A 17608-nucleotide genomic window follows, 5' to 3' on the forward strand; every position below is an offset into this window, starting at 1 on the left:
TAAAGGAATATCAACATGAAACTTTCTATTGTGGAAAAAATCGGTTTCGGCGCAGGGGATATGGCAATAAACGTAGTGATTATTGCCATGCAGCTGCTGCTCGCCTATTTCTATACCGATATCTATGGCCTGAGCGCCGCTGATGTTGGCGTATTGTTTGTGGTTGTCCGAATGATTGATGCCATTATCGACCCGGCTATGGGTATCCTCACCGATAAGCTCAATACCCGCTGGGGGCGCTATCGCCCGTGGCTGCTGTGGTTTGCTATTCCCTTTGGTTTCGCCGTTTATTTGATGTTTATTACGCCGGATATGGCTTATATGGCCAAACTGGCATGGGCCTATGGCACCTATATTCTTATGACCCTGGTGTATACCGCCATCACCATCCCCTATATTTCGATGATTGGCGTGATTACCAGCGACCCTGTCGAACGACTTAGCGCAAACGGTTATCGCTTTGTAATGACCAAAATTGCCGCTTTCCTGGTGACTATTGTGGTACCGATGCTTGCCGTCTGGCTGGGGCAGGGTAATAAGGCTTTGGGCTATCAGTTTTCGATGGGATTAATGGGGGCGATGGGTGCGCTGCTGTTTATCTTCTGTTTTCTCACCACTCGCGAACGCAGCGAACCGGAAATTACGTCGTTATCAGTAGGAAAGCAGTTTAAGTATCTGTTACGTAACGATCAGTGGATTATTCTCGGCGTTGTTATTTTGCTACTGATGTGCGGTTATGTTATTCGCGGTTCCGTCGCGGCTTATTACGCCAAGTATTATCTGAACGGCGGCGACAGCTTGATTTCACCCTTCCTGACGACCGGCGTCATTGCTTCAATTCTGGCGATGATTGCTACCACCTGGATAACCAAGTTCTGGGACAAAATTAAAATGTTCCGCTATACCCAGCTCGTCACTTTTGTTCTGAGTGCACTGATGTATTTCTTCGTCGGTCGTGAAAATCTCGTGCTGGCATTTACATTCTATTTCCTCATTAATTTTTTCTGCGACATGCAAATGCCGGTGTTCTGGTCCTCTATCGCTGAAGCGGTGGATTATGGAGAAAAGAAAACCGGTCTGCGCGTTTCCGGTCTCGCATTTGGCGGCATCCTCTTCTTTCAGAAGTTTGGTATGGGGATCGCTGGCGGCGTACTTGGATTCTTGCTGAGCCACTTTGGCTATCAAGCCGATGTTGAACAAACCGCGCGTTCGCTCACCGGTATTGCGCTGATGATGACGCTCATTCCCGCTCTGTTCCACCTTGCGGTTGGGCTGCTTATGAAAAAGTATCTGATTAACAACGAATATTATCGTGATATTCAGCTCGCTCTGGCGCAGAAACAGGCATAAGGAGGCGCAAATGAAGGCCATGAATAAGGTTTGGGTTATCGGCGATGCCTCCGTTGATCTGGTGCCGGAAAAACAGAATAGCTACCTGAAATGCCCCGGCGGCGCATCGGCGAACGTGGGAGTGTGCGTTGCCAGGCTGGGCGGAGAGTGCGGTTTTATCGGTTGTCTTGGTGACGATGACGCCGGCCGTTTCCTGCGTCAGGTTTTTCAGGATAACGGCGTGGATGTCTCTTTTCTACGCATGGATATGGCCCTGACCAGCGCGGTGCTAATCGTCAACCTGACGGCTGACGGGGAACGCAGCTTTACCTATCTGGTGCATCCCGGTGCCGATACCTACGTCTCGCCGCAGGATCTGCCGCCGTTCAGGGAGCATGAATGGTTTTACTTCAGCTCGATTGGCTTAACCGACAGACCCGCTCGCGAGGCGTGCCTTGAGGGAGCGAGAAGAATGCGTGAAGCGGGTGGTTACGTACTGTTTGACGTCAATCTGCGCAGCAAAATGTGGCGGGATACCGATGAAATCCCTGAACTGATCGCCCAGTCCGCTGCGCTGGCTTCTATCTGCAAAGTCTCGGCAGATGAGTTGTGTCAACTGAGTGGTGCCAGCCACTGGCAGGATGCGCGTTATTACCTGCGCGATCTGGGCTGCGACACCACCATCATCTCATTAGGCGCTGATGGCGCGCTGTTGATTAACCCTGAAGGTGAGTTTTGTTTTCCGGCACCTCACGTTGAGGTCATCGACACCACCGGCGCGGGTGATGCTTTTGTTGGCGGCCTGCTGTTCACCCTTGCCCGCGCAAATTGCTGGGATCATGCCCTGCTGGCGGAAGCCATCAGCAATGCCAACGCCTGCGGCGCAATGGCGGTGACGGCAAAAGGGGCAATGACCGCTCTGCCGTTTCCCGACCAGCTAAATACTTTTCTTTCCAGCCATTCGCTGGCACAAGCCATGACCGTGAAATAAGGAGTCATCATGCACGTTGATCAAAACAAAATACTGGGATGCCTGGTTGGCGCCGCCGCCGCGGACGCGATGGGAGCGGCGACGGAAGTACGTACCCAGCAGCAAATAAAAGACTATTTTGGCGGCTGGGTGACGACCTTTCAAAAACCGCCAGCCGATACTTTTGGCCGCTGCAATGAAGCGGGTATGTGCACGGATGATTTTATCCAGGCCAAGTACATTATGGATGCGTTGCTGCGCCATCAGCGTGAGGTCAGCGACGAGGCGATGCGCGAGGCCTTCCAGCAGTGGCTGGAATATCCTTATTATGCCAACTTTACGGGGCCCACGACGCGCGCGGCGATGAAAGCGATCTTTAACGACAATCGCGCCTCTTTACAGGGTGAGCTGGAAGGTGAAAAGCAGTCGGTGCAGATTATCAATAAGGGAAATGCTGAGGCGACGAACGGCGCGGCTATGAAGATTTGGCCAGCTGCGGTGCTGCATCCTGGTAATATCGACGCGTCAATTCAATGTGCGCTACAGATTTGCCGCTTTACCCATAACAACGTGCTGGCGATGTCCGGAGCAGCGGCGATGGCTGCGGCAACCAGCGAGGCTTTAAGAGCGCAGACCGACGCAGACAGTATCATTGCTGCCGGTATCTACGGTGCGCAAAGAGGCTATCTGCTGGCGCAGGAGCAAGGGGCGATGATGGTCGCCGGGCCTTCCGTCGCCCGGCGCATTGAGCTGGCCGTGGATATCGGTAAACGTCATCGCCATTGGGAAACCGCGATAGTGGACATTGCTGATATTATTGGCTCCGGGCTGCACGTGAGTGAAGCGGTGCCCGCGGCCTTTGGCCTGTTCGCGTGTTGTCCGAATTCTGCGGTAGATGCTATTATCTCCGGCGTTAATATCGGCAATGATACTGATACCGTCGCCACCATGGTTGGGGCGATTTCCGGCGCATTCCATGGCGTGGAGGCTTTTCCCGCCGATTATTTAACGACCTTGGATCGTATGAATCATTTCGATTTGGCAGAACTGGCCAGGCAAATCGCAGGGTAGCGAATTCACCCTGCCGGGGACGGTAAAACGTCCCCTGCTGGCGAAGACGTGAGGTGCGCAGTTTGCAGGTTGATAAAACGAGCTTTACTCCGCTTTATAAGCAACTATTTTTTATCATCTGTCAGCAGATCCAGAACGGGTCTTTGCCTTTGGGCAGCCAGTTGCCGACGCAAAAAGAGATTGCCAGGACCTATAACGTCTCACTGATTGTGGTGAAACAGGCCTGGAGCGAGCTGATTAATGCGGGGATTATTTCGTCGCAGCGCGGGAGCGGTTCGGTAGTCTGCTCCATGCCGGAAGGTGTGAGCTACGGCCATACGTTTCGCGGTATTACCAGCGATCTACAAGACGCCAGCGTGGCGATTGAAAACCGTATTCTGGAGATCGCGCCGCGCCGGGCGCGCGATGCTCAGGCTGATGGTTTAAGCCTGCCTGCACATCATCACTATCTCTATATTTCGCGTATTCGTTGCCTGAATAACCGTCCATTTAACCATGAGAAAATTTATCTCGATCTCAGCTTCTTCCCGGACCTGGAACTCACGGCGCAGGCGCTGGAGCATACGTCGCTCTATTCTTTATTAAACGTCACAAGCGACTCGGCGATAGAAAAAGTTGAGGCGATTTTACCTTCCGCCGACCTGTGTGAAAAATTGCAAATTGCCGCGAATAAACCGCTGTTATCCGTCGCCAGACAGACATTTCAGGCTGGACACGATAGCCCGTTTGAATATTGCCGTTATTATGTGCTGTCTGAATACTTTGGCGAAATTCATTATCACTGATCTATCTGCTCCAATCCTGCGATAACCCCACTATATCTGGCATTTACCTGTCTTACCGTCCATCGTATTCTTGCTGAAAAAATCGACAGGAGACAGGTATGTCGCTCTGGTTGTCCCATCCTCTGTTCCTTCCTTCTATCATCGTTGGCATCACCATTCTGCTCTGGGCGACTTCGCTGCTGCCGGAGTTTATGACCGCGTTGCTGTTTTTTGCCGCCGCGATGATCGCCAAAATCGCGCCGCCGGAGGTTATCTTCGGCGGCTTTGCCTCATCAGCCTTCTGGTTGGTGTTCAGCGGTTTTGTGCTGGGGATCGCTATTCGCAAAACCGGGCTGGCGGACAGGGCGGCCCGCTCGCTCTCGTCACGGCTGACTGATTCCTGGCCGCTGATGGTCGGCAGCGTGGTGCTGCTCAGCTATGCCCTGGCCTTTGTTATGCCTTCAAATATGGGGCGCATTGCGCTGCTGATGCCGATTGTGGCGGCCATGGCGAAACGCGCGGGGATTGAGGATGGTTCGCGCGGTTGGTATGGGCTGGCGCTGGCGGTGGGATTCGGTACTTTCCAACTGTCGGCCACCATTTTGCCAGCTAATGTCCCGAATCTGGTGATGAGCGGCGCGGCGGAAGGTTCATACGGCATCCATCTGAATTATGTACCCTATTTACTTCTGCATACGCCGGTGCTCGGTTGGTTAAAAGGGGCGGTACTGATTGCGCTGATATGCTGGCTGTTTCCCGGTAAACCGCATCCGCCGCGCGACATGACGCCGCTGCCGCCGATGAGCCATGATGAGAAGCGCCTTGCATGGCTGTTAGCGGTGGTACTGACTCTGTGGGTGACGGAGAGCTGGCACGGCGTGGGGCCAGCCTGGACGGGCCTGGCGGCGGCGGTGATAACGCTTCTGCCGCGCGTTGGTTTTATCAACGGCGAAGAGTTTTCCAGCGGCGTGAATATCCGTACCTGTATTTACGTCGCCGGGATCCTTGGGCTGGCGATCACTGTCACTCAGACGGGTATCGGTAGCGTGATGGGAAATGCGCTGCTGCATATTATGCCGCTGGATAAAGAGAGTCCGTTTACCAGCTTCCTCGCATTGACCGGTATTACCAGCGCGCTGAACTTTATTATGACTGCTAACGGCGTTCCGGCGCTGTATACCACCTTCGCGCAGAGCTTCTCCGATGCTACTGGTTTTCCGCTGTTGAGCGTGATTATGATTCAGGTGCTGGGATATTCCACGCCGCTGCTGCCGTATCAGGCGTCACCGATTGTAGTGGCGATGGGGCTGGGGAAAGTACCTGCTCGAGCGGGGATGCTGCTGTGTATTGCGCTGGCGGCGGTGAGCTATTTAATTCTGCTACCGCTGGATTATTTGTGGTATCAAGCGTTGGGAAAACTGTAGCGGGATAAGAAAACCCGGAGGCGGCGCTTAACGCGCCTTGTCCGGGCTACCAGACGATTAACCCCGGTTGCGAAGCGCCGCCGGGGAGGTGCCTGTTAAAAGCTATTACGCGTTTTTAGCCGCTTCTGCTGCTTTAACGATCACTGCGAAAGCGTCTGCTTTCAGAGATGCACCGCCAACCAGCGCGCCGTCGATGTCCGGCTGGGTGAACAGCTCAGCTGCGTTGCCTGCGTTAACGGAACCGCCGTACTGGATGATCACTTGTTCAGCAACTTTCGCATCAGCTTTAGCGATGTGGTCACGGATGAATTTGTGAACCGCCTGAGCCTGAGCTGGGGTCGCAGATTTGCCGGTACCGATAGCCCATACTGGTTCGTAAGCGATAACTACGCCTTCGAATGCGGCTGCGCCCTGAGTTTTCAGAACGGCGTCAATTTGACGTGCGCAAACTTCTTCAGTTTTGCCCGCTTCGTTTTCTGCTTCGGTTTCACCGATGCACAGAACCGGGATCAGACCCTGTTCTTTCAGTACTGCGAATTTCTTAGCGATCAGCTCGTCGGACTCTTTGTGGTAGGTACGACGCTCGGAGTGGCCGATGATGATGTACTGAGCGCCGATGTCTTTCAGCATTTCAGCGCTTGTTTCACCGGTGAATGCGCCGGACAGGTTCAGGTCAACGTTCTGCGCGCCCAGGTGGATGTGGCTGCCCGCAGCGGCTTGTTTAGCCAGGTCGATATACATTTCAGGCGGAGCAATGGCAACTGCACAACCGGTCACGCCAGCCAGTTCGGTACGCAGGTTTGCGACCAGTTCGTTTACCATGTGGCGGCTGCCGTTCAGTTTCCAGTTACCCATCACTAAAGGATGTCGCATTTTTATTCTCCACGCGTCAAAGCGAATTAAGGAATATAGCCGCCCCCGGGGGCAGCATGGTCTGTGAAACAGTATAGAGATTCATCACTGGAAAGGCTTTGCTTTTTGTCATTTATTGTTGCCTTCCAGCGTTTCAGATAGCGCCAGCTTAATCGGTTCAACAGCGAAGGTCAGCCCTTTTTCGCCGTTGTCCGCGACCACATAGCGCACCGCGCCTTCGGTTTCCGTGAAGTAACGTTTACCTTTCCCGGCTGTCAGCAGTTTTTGCAGCTTCTGCTGGCTCTGCGCTGCGCTAAGCGTCGGTACGAAAGCGCGTATAACGGCGCTCATATACTCCTGCGCTTTGGCTTTTGCCGCTTTTTGCTGCGGCCCCTGAATCGGTAGCCAGGTAATCTGCATCGATTTAATTTTGAGCGTTCCGCGCTCAAGTGCAGTAGAAGCGTAAAGATTCTCGTTGATTTTGCTGGCTGCGCGAGTCAGGTTTACCCGATCGCGGTTGGAGGAGATTGCACGGAATTCATTAAGCGGTAGCTTTGGGTTATCGGTATTAAATTTTTCCCGAAACTCGCTGATCGAGATGTCAAAGACCGGCGCACCGGAGAGAACATAGGGAGCCGTAGCGGCGGAATCAGATTCGGCGGACAGCACCTTTTGGCCGACAGATAGCGCTGTCAGCCCAATCAAACACAAGGTTGCCCACTTCTTCATGCCCGTCCTTCCTTTTTTTGCCTGCTGACGATTAAAACGGGAACCGCCACGCTTGTCAAAAAGTCACGCCTTCAGGGTAAACTACGCAGGTGATGATGATAAGGAATAAAATATGACCCTACAGCAGTGGCTGTTCTCAATTAAAGGGCGCATCGGGCGTCGTGATTTCTGGATTTGGATTGCCATCTGGATTATGACCATGAGCGCGCTGTTCACGCTGGCTGGCAGTAATCTTCTCAATTTACAGACTGCGGCTTTTATCCTGGTATGCCTGCTGTGGCCTACGGCGGCGGTCACGATTAAACGTTTACACGATCGTGGTAAATCAGGCCTGTGGGCGCTATTGATGATTCTGGCGTGGATGCTGCTGGCGGGAAACTGGTCGATGCTGCCTGGCGTCTGGCAGTGGGGCGTCGGGCGGTTTATACCGACGCTGATTATCGTTATGATGCTTATTGACCTGGGCGCGTTTGTCGGCACCCAGGGCGCAAATAAGTTTGGTAAAGAGACCCTGGACGTACGCTGGAAAGCAGAGTCCTGATTACCAGTAGTGCTCGGCGGTCATATGGCCCGGTCGGCGGCGCAGATGTTTGCTCATCTGCCGGGTTTCTTTGAGCAACTGCTGGGTATCGCGCACCATCTGTGGGTTACCGCACAGCATGACGTGGCTGCTTTCAGCGCTCATCGGTAGACCAACGGCCTCTTCCAGCGCGCCGGTTTCGATCAGGAACGGAATACGACCTGTCAGCATACCCGGTACGCTTTCCCGGCTGATGACCGACTGGATGCGCAGTTTGCCCGCATAGCGTTGTTCCAACGCCTGCATCTGCGGCAAATAGCTGAGATCGGCGGCATAGCGTGCGGCGTGGACCAGCACCAGATTATTGAAGCGATCCAGATCTTTCCCTTCTTCCAGAATCGACAGGTACGGGCCAATTGCCGTGCCGGTGGCGAGCATCCACAGCGTGTTGCAATCCGGCACTTCTTCCAGTACGAAGAAACCGGCGGCTTCGCTGACAACCTGAACTTCGTCTCCCGGCTTCAGAGCGGCCAGCCGTGGGCTGAGTTTGCCCTCCGGAACCGTCACCAGATAGAATTCAAGATCGGGGTTGCTGGGGGCGTTAACATAGGAATAGGCGCGCTGCACGCGTTCGCCGTCAACATCAAGGCCCAGTTTGGCAAATTGCCCTGCGGTGAACGGATCAACCGGTGCGTGAACGGTGAGGCTAAACAGTGCATCAGTCCAGTTTTGTACTTTTACCACTTTTCCTGTAACCCAGTTTGCCATCGCGTCTCTCCCCTCAATCTCATTAGTTTATCTTCACCGCGACGAGAGAAGATTTCCAGCCCAAAAAGGCCGGAAAGCTCTATTGATCAAATGTTTTACAGGATGTGCAGCTGGATATCCGGGTCTTTACGATCGAGATAATGAATCGACTGAATGCGGCGGATGGTGCGGGATTTTCCGCGGATCAGCAGCGTTTCAGTGGTCGCCATGTTGCCCTTGCGAGTGATGCCGTCCAGCAGGTCGCCTTTGGTGATGCCTGTGGCGGAGAAAACAACGTTGTCGCTGCGCGCCATATCGTCCAGACGCAGTACTTTGCCCGCTTCGATACCCATCGCCTGGCAGCGTTCCAGCTCGTTTTCACCGATGCGGCGGTTCTCTTCGCTGTCGCCCTTAACGTGATGACGTGCCAGTAGGCGGCCGTTCATATCGCCATCCAGCGCGCGAATCACTGCCGCAGAAACAACGCCTTCCGGTGCGCCGCCGATGCCGTACATGACGTCTACTTCGCTGTCCGGCATACAGGTCAGAATGGAGGCCGCGACGTCGCCGTCAGGGATGGCGAACACGCGCACGCCCAGTTTTTGCAGCTCAACAATAACGTCGTCGTGACGAGGCTTAGCTAAGATGGTGACCGTTAATTCATTCAGCGGTTTATTCAGCGCGCGGGCGACGTTATGCAGGTTCTCCGCCAGCGGTAGGTTCAGATCAATAGCGCCTTTCGCGCCCGGACCGACAATCAGCTTTTCCATGTACATATCCGGCGCGTTCAGGAAGCAGCCCTTATCGCCCACCGCCATGACCGCCAGCGCGTTGGCCTGGCCCATGGCCGTCATTCGGGTACCTTCGATGGGGTCTACGGCGATATCTACCGCATCGCCTTTACCGGTACCAACACGTTCACCAATGTACAGCATCGGCGCTTCATCGATTTCACCTTCGCCAATGACAATAGTGCCGTCAATGTTGATCAGGTTGAGCATAATGCGCATGGCGTTGACGGCGGCGCCGTCGGCGGTGTTTTTATCACCACGGCCTAACCACTTATAGCCTGCCAGGGCGGCGGCTTCGGTGACGCGCGAAAATTCGATGGCCAGTTCTCGTTTCATAATCCACTCATCTGAATAAAAATTATGCGCAGCGTGGCGAGATGACGTTCGCGCTACGCGTTGGAATAGCGTTCGGTTTCCGGCATCCAGCGCTCGATAAGCGCAATGGCCTGCTGCGGGTAACGTTCATGAATATGGCGCGCGATGCGCTGAACTTCCGGAATCATGGCTTGGTCGCGCAGTAAATCCGCCACTTTGAATTCAGCGTTGCCGGTCTGGCGGGTGCCGAGCAGCTCGCCGGGACCGCGTATTTCGAGGTCTTTCTGGGCAATAACGAAGCCGTCGTTGCTGTCGCGCAGTACCTGTAATCGTTTCTGAGCGGTTTTCGAGAGTGGCGATTTATAGAGCAGTACGCAATGGGAGGCTACTGCGCCGCGCCCGACGCGCCCCCTGAGCTGGTGTAACTGCGCCAGCCCCAAACGTTCCGGGTTTTCAATGATCATCAGGCTGGAATTGGGCACGTCCACCCCGACTTCGATAACCGTGGTGGCGACCAGAAGATGTAGCTCACCTTGCTTAAATGCGCTCATCACTGCCTGTTTATCGGCGGATTTCATGCGCCCGTGCACCAGGCCGATATTCAGCTCCGGCAGTGCGAGCTTCAGTTCTTCCCAGGTAGCTTCCGCGGCCTGGGCTTCCAGCAGGTCTGACTCTTCAATCAGCGTACAGACCCAGTAGGCCTGACGGCCTTCGTGGGTACAAGCGTTACGCACGCGGTCGATAATATCGCTACGCCGGGTATCGGGGATGGCCACCGTAGTGACCGGCGTACGACCCGGCGGCAGTTCATCGATAACTGAGGTGTCGAGATCGGCATAAGCGGTCATCGCCAGGGTGCGAGGAATGGGGGTGGCGGTCATAATCAGCTGGTGCGGGTGAAAACCCTGCTGCTGGCCTTTCTCCCACAGCGCCAGGCGTTGGTGAACGCCGAAACGGTGTTGTTCGTCGATAATCACCAGCGCGAGGCCGTTAAACTGTACCTGCTCCTGAAAGATAGCGTGGGTACCGACAATCATCTGCACCTGTCCGCTGGCGATAGCTTCCTGCTGTGCCAGACGCGCTTTACCTTTTTGTTTCCCGGCCAGCCAGCCAACCTCAATGCCCAGCGGTTCGAACCAGCTGCGGAAGTTATTGGCGTGCTGTTCAGCCAGCAGCTCGGTGGGTGCCATTAGCGCCACCTGCTTACCGTGGGCGATGGCGCGCAGGGCGGCAAGCGCGGCGACCAGCGTTTTACCGGAACCTACATCCCCCTGCACCAGACGCATCATCGGCACGTCCAGCGCCATATCGCGCTCGATTTCAGCCGTCACGCGTGCCTGCGCGCCGGTAGGCGTAAAGGGCAGTGATGCCAGTAGTTTGTCTTTTAGCGTGTTGTTTGCGCTGAGTGCGAGAGCGTGATAACGCTGGGCTCCCGCTCGCAGCGCCAGCATGCTGAGATTATGCGCCAGCAGCTCTTCCAGAATTAAGCGCTGCTGCGCCGGGTGCTTGCCGCTTTCCAGCTCACTAAGCTGCAGTGAGGGTGGCGGGCGATGCAGCGTGTGCAGTGCCTCCGGCAGGCTCATCATCCCCTGCGCCAGCTCAGGTGGCAGCAGTTCGGTGATGGCGCAGGTCTCAAGCAGTTCGAGCGCCTGATCGGTCAGCTTGCGCAGCGTAGCCTGCTTGATGCCTTCAGTGGTGGGATAAACCGGGGTCAGCGTTTCCTGTAAATCAGGCGTGCTCATATCGCCCTGCACGCGGTATTCCGGATGGATCATCTCCGCGCCGTATTTACCACGTTTCGCCTCGCCGTAAGCCAGCACGCGACGCCCGGTTGTCAGGCTATTTTTCATTGCCGCGCTGAAGTTGAAAAAGCGCATGGTGAGGATGCCGGAGCCGTCGCTAATCTGGCAGGTCATCATCCGACGTCCGCCGAAAGTGATGTTGCAGTTGAGGACTTCGCCTTCAACGGTCGCGTACACGCCGGGTAACAGTTCGCCTATTTGGTACAGGTGGGTGCGGTCTTCGTAACGCAGCGGAAGATGCAGGAGGAGATCCTGCACCGTATGCAGACCGATTTTCGATAGTCGGCTGCTCTGCGCCGCACCAACGCCGGTTAGGGTATTGAGGGGAATGGCATCTAACAGGCGACCTTGCATATATTTTATCCTGCGGCCTGCATCGTGGACCACCATGTGGTATCGGCTTCGACTTCACCCTGCTCGTTGACGTGGGGATAAGGCAGCCCTTTACGTTTCGCGACCCGCGCCAACACCGGATAGCCGCCTTCAAACAGCAGCCGCTGCTGGTCTTCTTCCGGCAGCATGCTGTTTTCACGCAGGTACATACCGGCATTTTGCCGCTGGCGCTGAGCTTCATAGAGAATCAGCGCTGAGGCGACAGAGACATTCAACGATTGCACCATGCCAATCATTGGAATGATGATGTCCTGATCCGCCAGGTCTAATGCTTCCTGAGTAATACCGGTTTTTTCCTGACCCATCAGGATACAGGTGGGGCGGGTGTAGTCGATTTCACGAAAATCAACGGCTTTACTGGAGAGATGCGTTGCCAGGATTTGCATTCCTTGATCTTTCAAATGCGTAACTGCATCGCCAATGGTGCTGTGCGTTTTAACCTGTACCCAGCTGTTGCTACCAGCCGCCGCAGAGGCCATGGTACGCATGCGGCTGCCGGGCCAGATGGCGTGTACTTCATGCACACCAACGGCATCTGCGGTACGAATGACCGCAGAGACGTTATGAGGCTTGTGGACCTGCTCCATGCAGACCGTCAGATCAGGCTGACGCCTGGCGAGCATCTCGCAAATACGCGCATAACGCTGTGGATTCATTACACTTCATCCTTCAAATTATCTCTCTAGTCGCTGCGGATTACTCGGCCCATCCCTGGGCCGCTGCAAACAGCGTTCAAATCTACTCCCGGCAGATTTGTCATTCGCTTGCCGCATTATTCGGCTTGCAGCCTCACCCCTTAGGGGCCAGCGCAAGCGCTGTTCAAAACGCTAAAGCGTTTTGTGATGCAATACGAATGATTTTGTGTCAGAGCTAATTTCGGTTACGGGTGACTTTTATCACATCCGGCATGACGCGAATTTTGCGCATGATATTCGCCAGATGCACACGGTCGCGCGCGGTGAGGCGAATAAAGGCGCTGTAAACGCGGCCATCTTTTTCTTCCGTATTCAGGCTTTGAATATTGGAGGACGCGGTGTTGATCGCGGCCGTCAGGTTAGCCAGCGCACCCTGGTGGTTAAACATATCCACCTTGATTTCGGTGATAAATTCCTGCGCCGTCTCTTTATCCCACTCGACCGCCATAAATTTCTCCGGCTCTTTTTGATAACCGCGAATGTTACGACAGGATTCATGGTGGATAACTAAACCTTTACCAGGGCTGACGTGCGCAATGATCGGGTCGCCGGGAATCGGACGACAGCACTTGGCGAACGTAATCAACACGCCATCTGCGCCTTTAATTGGCAGATGATTATGACCGATAGGTGCTGGCTGTATAGGCACGGCGGTGGTTTCACCCTGCTGCAGGTTTTTGGCTACCACGACGCTCATCGCGTTGCCGAGGCCGATTTCGGCCAGCAGATCGTCAAGCGTCGCCAGCTTCATGCGCTCAAGTTCACGCTGAATGTTCTCTGGCGGAATTTCGGCCAGCTTACGGCTGCCGCCGAGGGCGTGGTTGAGCAGGCGGCGTCCGAGACTTACGGAGTCGTCACGCTTGAGATTCTTCAGTAACTGGCGAATTTTGGCGCGCGCTTTCGAGCTGACAACAAAGTTCAGCCACGCGGCGTTTGGTCGTGCGCCCGGCGCGGTAATAATTTCCACCGTCTGGCCACTGGAGAGCGACTGCGACAGCGGATACGGCTGGCGGTCGACGCGTGCGCCGACGCAGGCATGGCCGATATCGGTATGCACCGCGTAGGCGAAATCCACCGGCGTCGCGCCAGCGGGCAGCTCGACGATGCGCCCTTCCGGGGTGAAAACGTAAATCTCATCCGGGAACAGATCGGATTTCACGCTCTCAATGAATTCAAATGAACTACCAGCGCTCTGCTGGAGCTCCAGCAGGCTCTGCATCCAGCGCTGGGCGCGGATTTGCGCCGTGGTACTGCTTTCGCCGCCGTGCTCTTTATAAGCCCAGTGCGCCGCAACCCCCATCTCCGCCATCTGGTCCATGTCTTCGGTACGAATTTGTACCTCAACCGGGACGCCGTGCGGGCCGATCATCGAGGTGTGCAAAGATTGATAGCCGTTCGCCTTCGGAATGGCAATGTAGTCTTTGACGCGACCCGGGCGCGGCTTATAAAGGCTGTGCATCTGGCCAAGCACGCGGTAGCAGGTATCAGAATCATGAACAATCACGCGAAAGGCGTAGATATCCATAATCGAGTGAAAACGCTGCTCTTTAAGCACCATTTTGCAGTAGATAGAGTACAAATGCTTTTCGCGACCGCTAACGCGACAGGGGATCCCTGCTTCCTGCAAACGCCCTTCGATTTCGGAGAGGATCTTTTGAATCATCTCTTTACGGTTGCCGCGCGCCGCTTTTACGACCTCTTTAATGACGCGATAGCGGTTAGGATACAACGCTTCAAAGCCCAGCTCTTCAAGCTCGGTTTTGATGTGATGAATACCTAAACGGTGCGCCAGAGGGCTGTAGATTTCCAGCGTTTCGCGGGCGATGCGGCGGCGTTTGTCCGGGCGCAATGAGCCCAGTGTGCGCATGTTATGGGTACGGTCAGCAAGCTTGATGAGGATGACGCGGATATCCTGCACCATCGCCATAATCATTTTGCGAAAGTTTTCGGCCTGAGCCTCTTTCTTATCGCGAAACTTAAGTTTATCAAGCTTTGACACCCCCTCTACCAGCTCAGCAACGCTTTTACCAAAAAGCTGTTCCATGTCCTGGTAGGTGGCAGGGGTATCTTCTATCACGTCGTGCAGTAGGGCGGCCATCAGCGTTTCGTGGTCGAGTTTCATCTCGGCCAGGATACAGGCTACCGCTACCGGGTGCGTGATGTAGGGTTCACCGCTTGAACGTGTTTGGCCCTCGTGAGCGTCACGTGCAACGAGATAAGCCTGCCGAAGACGTTTAATTTGCTCTTCGGGCAGGTAGTTTTGAATCAACTGATTCAGGCTTTCAAACAGATACAAGGGCGACCCGCTGTGTGATTAACGACGACCTTCAGCAATAGCGGTAACGGCTTGTAATTCAGCGGCTTCCTGCTCTTGCTGTTCCTGGCGCTCACGAACGTCGAGGATCTTGTTGTTGATCAGACCTTCTTCGATTTCGCGCAGTGCGATAACGGTAGTTTTATCGTTTTCTTCCGGTACCAGCGGATCCTTTCCGCCTACCTGCATCTGACGAGCGCGACGCGCGGCGACCAGTACCAGGTCAAAACGGTTACCAATTTTCTCTACAGCGTCCTGAACAGTTACGCGTGCCATACTTAAAATGCTCCACAGGTGAAGAAATGACTGGGCATGATACTGAATGTGGGTTCAGTCTGCCAACAGTTTGGTGATTAAAGCGCCATGTCGCTGCTTTTGGCGGCTCATGCGCAGACGTTCGGCGCGAATAATGATTTTCAAATCGCTTAAGGCGGTATCAAAATCATCATTCACAATAAGGTAATCATATTCCGCGTAATGGCTCATTTCTGCAACTGCCTGCGCCATACGTTTCGCGATAACCTCTTCGCTGTCCTGACCGCGGCCACGCAGGCGACGATCAAGCTCATCTTTTGACGGCGGCAGAATAAAAATGCTGCGCGCGCCGGGCATTCTGTTGCGGATTTGCTGCGCGCCCTGCCAGTCGATATCGAGGAAGACGTCGACGCCGGTCGCCAGTACCTGCTCGATAGTTTCGCGCGAGGTGCCGTAATAGTTGCCAAAGACTTCTGCATGTTCAAGAAAAGCGTCTCTGCCAATCATCGTTCTGAATTCATCGTGATCCACAAAGAAATAGTGTTCACCGTGCACTTCACCCGGGCGCGGAGCGCGTGTGGTATGCGAAACAGAAACCTGAGAGTCGTACAACGGTTGGGTTTTTAATAAAGCCTGAATCAGGCTGGATTTACCCGCGCCGCTAGGGGCGGAAACAATATAAAGCGTGCCTTGAGCCATGAGTGTCTTTTGTATGTTGTGGTCGAAATAAAGCTTACATACGAGCCTATTATACACGCCGCCGCCGCGTGACGCAGTCTCTGTCACACTTTTTGCGCTGTTTCTTTCATTTTGCTTGCTGTTTCCCTGATTTCTCTGAGCGTTGCAGAAATAACGTAGAAAACCTGGATGCCTGCTCGCAGGGTTAAAAATCCCTTATCGCTGACGAAAATAAACCTGCGGCACAATGCGCTGCGAGAAAACAGGAGGGCATCGCCATGCATAAGGGAATTTGGGTGCTGGTGTTATGGATGTTGGTGGGATACGGGCAGGCAGCCTGCCCAACGTGGTCACAGACCAGGGCTGAACAGGAAATTAAACGTCTCAGTCAGCAGATGAACGAGTGGAAAAACGCTTACTGGCATCAAGGTAAGAGCGTAGTCAGCGATGAGGTCTACGACCAGCTTGCGGCGCGACTGTCCTACTGGCAACGCTGTTTTGTCAGTGACCCCCCCGCTCACGATGAACTTCCGCCATTAAAGGGCAATGCCCGGCATCCGGTTGCTCACACTGGCGTGCGTAAACTGGCGGATGAAGCCAGCGTTGCCCGCTGGATGCGTGGCAAAACCGACCTCTGGGTGCAGCCAAAAGTGGATGGCGTAGCGGTTACGCTGGTCTATCGGCAAGGGCGTTTGACGCAGGCAATCAGTCGGGGAAACGGATTGGCGGGAGAGGACTGGACGGCCAGGGTATTACAGATCCCTTCCATACCTAAGGTGGTTGGTACTGAACTTGCTAACAGCGTGTTACAGGGCGAGCTGTTCCTGCATAACGCGGGGCATGTGCAAAAGCAGATGGGTGGTATGAACGCGCGGGCAAAAGTCGCGGGCATGATGATGAGACAGGACGTTGCGGCCGAGCTTGATAAGTTGGGTGTGTTTATCTGGGCATGGCCTGATGGCCCGGCAGATATGAATCAGCGCCAGGCGTTGTTGCGCCAGAGCGGCTTTCTTCATAGCGCACTTTTTTCGCATTCTGTTGCTAATGCGCAGCAGGTTGGGCAGTGGCGTCAACGTTGGTTCACTTCACCGCTGCCTTTTGCTACTGATGGTGTTGTGGTGCGCCAGGGGCAAGAGTCAGCCGGGCGTTTCTGGGTGCCGGGGCAGGCTGATTGGGTGATTGCGTGGAAATATCCGCCCACGTCACGGGTTATGGAGGTTCGCGGTATCAGCTTTAGCATCGGGCGCAGCGGTAAAATCGCCGTGGTAGCGCAGCTCACGCCGCAGCACCTGGATGATAAGCGCGTGCAGCGGGTGAGCGTCGGCTCGGTATCCCGTTGGCAAAATCTTGATATCGGCATTGGCGATCAGCTGCAAATCAGCCTCGCCGGGCAGGGTATACCGCGTATCGATTCGGTGGTCTGGCGTACCGCTCAGCGTAATAAACCCCAGCCCCCTCCATCTCGTTTCAATGCATTAAGCTGTTTTTTCGCCACCCCTGAGTGCGCAGAGCAGTTTCTCTCACGACTAGTCTGGCTCTCATCCCGATCGATCCTTGATATTGACGGCGCTGGAGAGACATTGTGGCGCACTGTACACGATGCCCGACGCATGGATAATCTCTTTTCATGGCTGGCGTTTACACCAGAGCAACTGCAAACAATTCCGGGAATATCTGCACTGCGCGGGCAGCAGTTGTGGCACCAGTTTAATCTGGCGCGTGAGCAGCCCTTTTTGCGCTGGATACAGGCTATGGGGATACCCATCCCAAAAACAGCGTTTTCAGAGATGGCGAAGGACGACTGGCAGCAGTTACAGGATCGAAACGAAGAACAGTGGCGACGTTTACCTGGAATTGGGGCAGAAAGGGCGCGGCAGCTAGTGGCTTTTTTACATAACCCGGATGTTGCCTCGCTGGCGAAGTGGCTCAGCGGGCAACGAATTGCGGGGTTCTGAAAGA

The 17608-nt window shown here is 54.7% G+C and carries 16 protein-coding genes; 7 read left to right on the top strand and 9 right to left on the bottom strand.

The window, feature by feature from the left end; all coding sequences use genetic code 11:
• The first annotated feature begins 15 nt into the window (after positions 1–15).
• The 5 genes from QVF11_RS14645 (at position 16) to QVF11_RS14665 (ending at position 5558) form a co-directional block, all read left to right on the top strand.
• Positions 16–1350, top strand: a complete 1335-nt coding sequence (locus QVF11_RS14645; protein ID WP_287857947.1) for an MFS transporter — start codon at positions 16–18, stop codon at positions 1348–1350.
• A 10-nt stretch (positions 1351–1360) separates the two neighbouring features.
• Positions 1361–2320: an aminoimidazole riboside kinase gene (locus QVF11_RS14650; protein WP_142513446.1), complete on the top strand. Its 960-nt coding sequence runs from the start codon at positions 1361–1363 to the stop codon at positions 2318–2320.
• A gap of 9 nt (positions 2321–2329) precedes the next feature.
• Positions 2330–3370 carry an ADP-ribosylglycohydrolase family protein gene (locus QVF11_RS14655; RefSeq protein WP_287857950.1) on the top strand — a complete coding sequence of 347 codons (1041 nt, stop codon included), beginning with the start codon at positions 2330–2332 and terminating at the stop codon, positions 3368–3370.
• 62 nt (positions 3371–3432) lie between these two features.
• Positions 3433–4155, top strand: coding sequence for a GntR family transcriptional regulator (locus QVF11_RS14660; RefSeq protein ID WP_112216046.1), 723 nt, complete (start codon positions 3433–3435; stop codon positions 4153–4155).
• A 98-nt stretch (positions 4156–4253) separates the two neighbouring features.
• The gene (locus QVF11_RS14665; RefSeq protein ID WP_112216045.1) at positions 4254–5558 is read left to right on the top strand and encodes an SLC13 family permease; all 1305 of its coding nucleotides are present in this window, start codon (positions 4254–4256) and stop codon (positions 5556–5558) included.
• Between the two features lie 105 nt (positions 5559–5663).
• Here the strand turns inward: QVF11_RS14665 and tpiA are convergent, their stop codons facing one another.
• Positions 5664–6431: a triose-phosphate isomerase gene (gene tpiA / locus QVF11_RS14670; RefSeq protein WP_112216044.1), complete on the bottom strand. Its 768-nt coding sequence runs from the start codon at positions 6429–6431 to the stop codon at positions 5664–5666.
• A 108-nt stretch (positions 6432–6539) separates the two neighbouring features.
• Complete coding sequence (locus QVF11_RS14675) at positions 6540–7139, bottom strand: DUF1454 family protein (RefSeq protein WP_112216043.1); 600 nt, start codon at positions 7137–7139, stop codon at positions 6540–6542.
• A gap of 112 nt (positions 7140–7251) precedes the next feature.
• Between QVF11_RS14675 and QVF11_RS14680 the strand changes: the two genes are divergently transcribed.
• On the top strand, positions 7252–7680 hold the full coding sequence (locus tag QVF11_RS14680) for a DUF805 domain-containing protein (protein ID WP_004126694.1): 429 nt from the start codon (positions 7252–7254) through the stop codon (positions 7678–7680).
• Here the strand turns inward: QVF11_RS14680 and fpr are convergent, their stop codons facing one another.
• From fpr to gmk, 7 genes are all read right to left on the bottom strand, one after another.
• A complete protein-coding gene (fpr, locus tag QVF11_RS14685) occupies positions 7681–8427 on the bottom strand; it encodes a ferredoxin--NADP(+) reductase (protein ID WP_287857958.1) in 747 nt (248 codons plus the stop codon).
• Positions 8428–8522: 95 nt separating this feature from the next.
• On the bottom strand, positions 8523–9533 hold the full coding sequence (gene glpX, locus QVF11_RS14690; RefSeq protein ID WP_112216040.1) for a class II fructose-bisphosphatase: 1011 nt from the start codon (positions 9531–9533) through the stop codon (positions 8523–8525).
• Between the two features lie 53 nt (positions 9534–9586).
• The gene (gene recG, locus QVF11_RS14695) at positions 9587–11668 is read right to left on the bottom strand and encodes an ATP-dependent DNA helicase RecG (protein WP_112216038.1); all 2082 of its coding nucleotides are present in this window, start codon (positions 11666–11668) and stop codon (positions 9587–9589) included.
• Positions 11669–11673: 5 nt separating this feature from the next.
• Positions 11674–12363, bottom strand: a complete 690-nt coding sequence (trmH, locus tag QVF11_RS14700; RefSeq protein WP_112216037.1) for a tRNA (guanosine(18)-2'-O)-methyltransferase TrmH — start codon at positions 12361–12363, stop codon at positions 11674–11676.
• Positions 12364–12577: 214 nt separating this feature from the next.
• Positions 12578–14698 carry a bifunctional GTP diphosphokinase/guanosine-3',5'-bis pyrophosphate 3'-pyrophosphohydrolase gene (gene spoT / locus QVF11_RS14705; protein ID WP_142513443.1) on the bottom strand — a complete coding sequence of 707 codons (2121 nt, stop codon included), beginning with the start codon at positions 14696–14698 and terminating at the stop codon, positions 12578–12580.
• An 18-nt stretch (positions 14699–14716) separates the two neighbouring features.
• Positions 14717–14992, bottom strand: coding sequence for a DNA-directed RNA polymerase subunit omega (gene rpoZ / locus QVF11_RS14710; RefSeq protein ID WP_004106927.1), 276 nt, complete (start codon positions 14990–14992; stop codon positions 14717–14719).
• 54 nt (positions 14993–15046) lie between these two features.
• Positions 15047–15670 carry a guanylate kinase gene (gene gmk / locus QVF11_RS14715; protein WP_112216035.1) on the bottom strand — a complete coding sequence of 208 codons (624 nt, stop codon included), beginning with the start codon at positions 15668–15670 and terminating at the stop codon, positions 15047–15049.
• A 257-nt stretch (positions 15671–15927) separates the two neighbouring features.
• On the opposite strand from gmk, the gene ligB reads away from it, so the two are divergent.
• A complete protein-coding gene (gene ligB, locus QVF11_RS14720; protein ID WP_287857966.1) occupies positions 15928–17604 on the top strand; it encodes an NAD-dependent DNA ligase LigB in 1677 nt (558 codons plus the stop codon).
• Positions 17605–17608: the final 4 nt, after the last annotated feature.

This window comes from Klebsiella sp., from assembly GCF_027492335.1.
GTDB classification, from domain to species: domain Bacteria; phylum Pseudomonadota; class Gammaproteobacteria; order Enterobacterales; family Enterobacteriaceae; genus Klebsiella; species Klebsiella huaxiensis.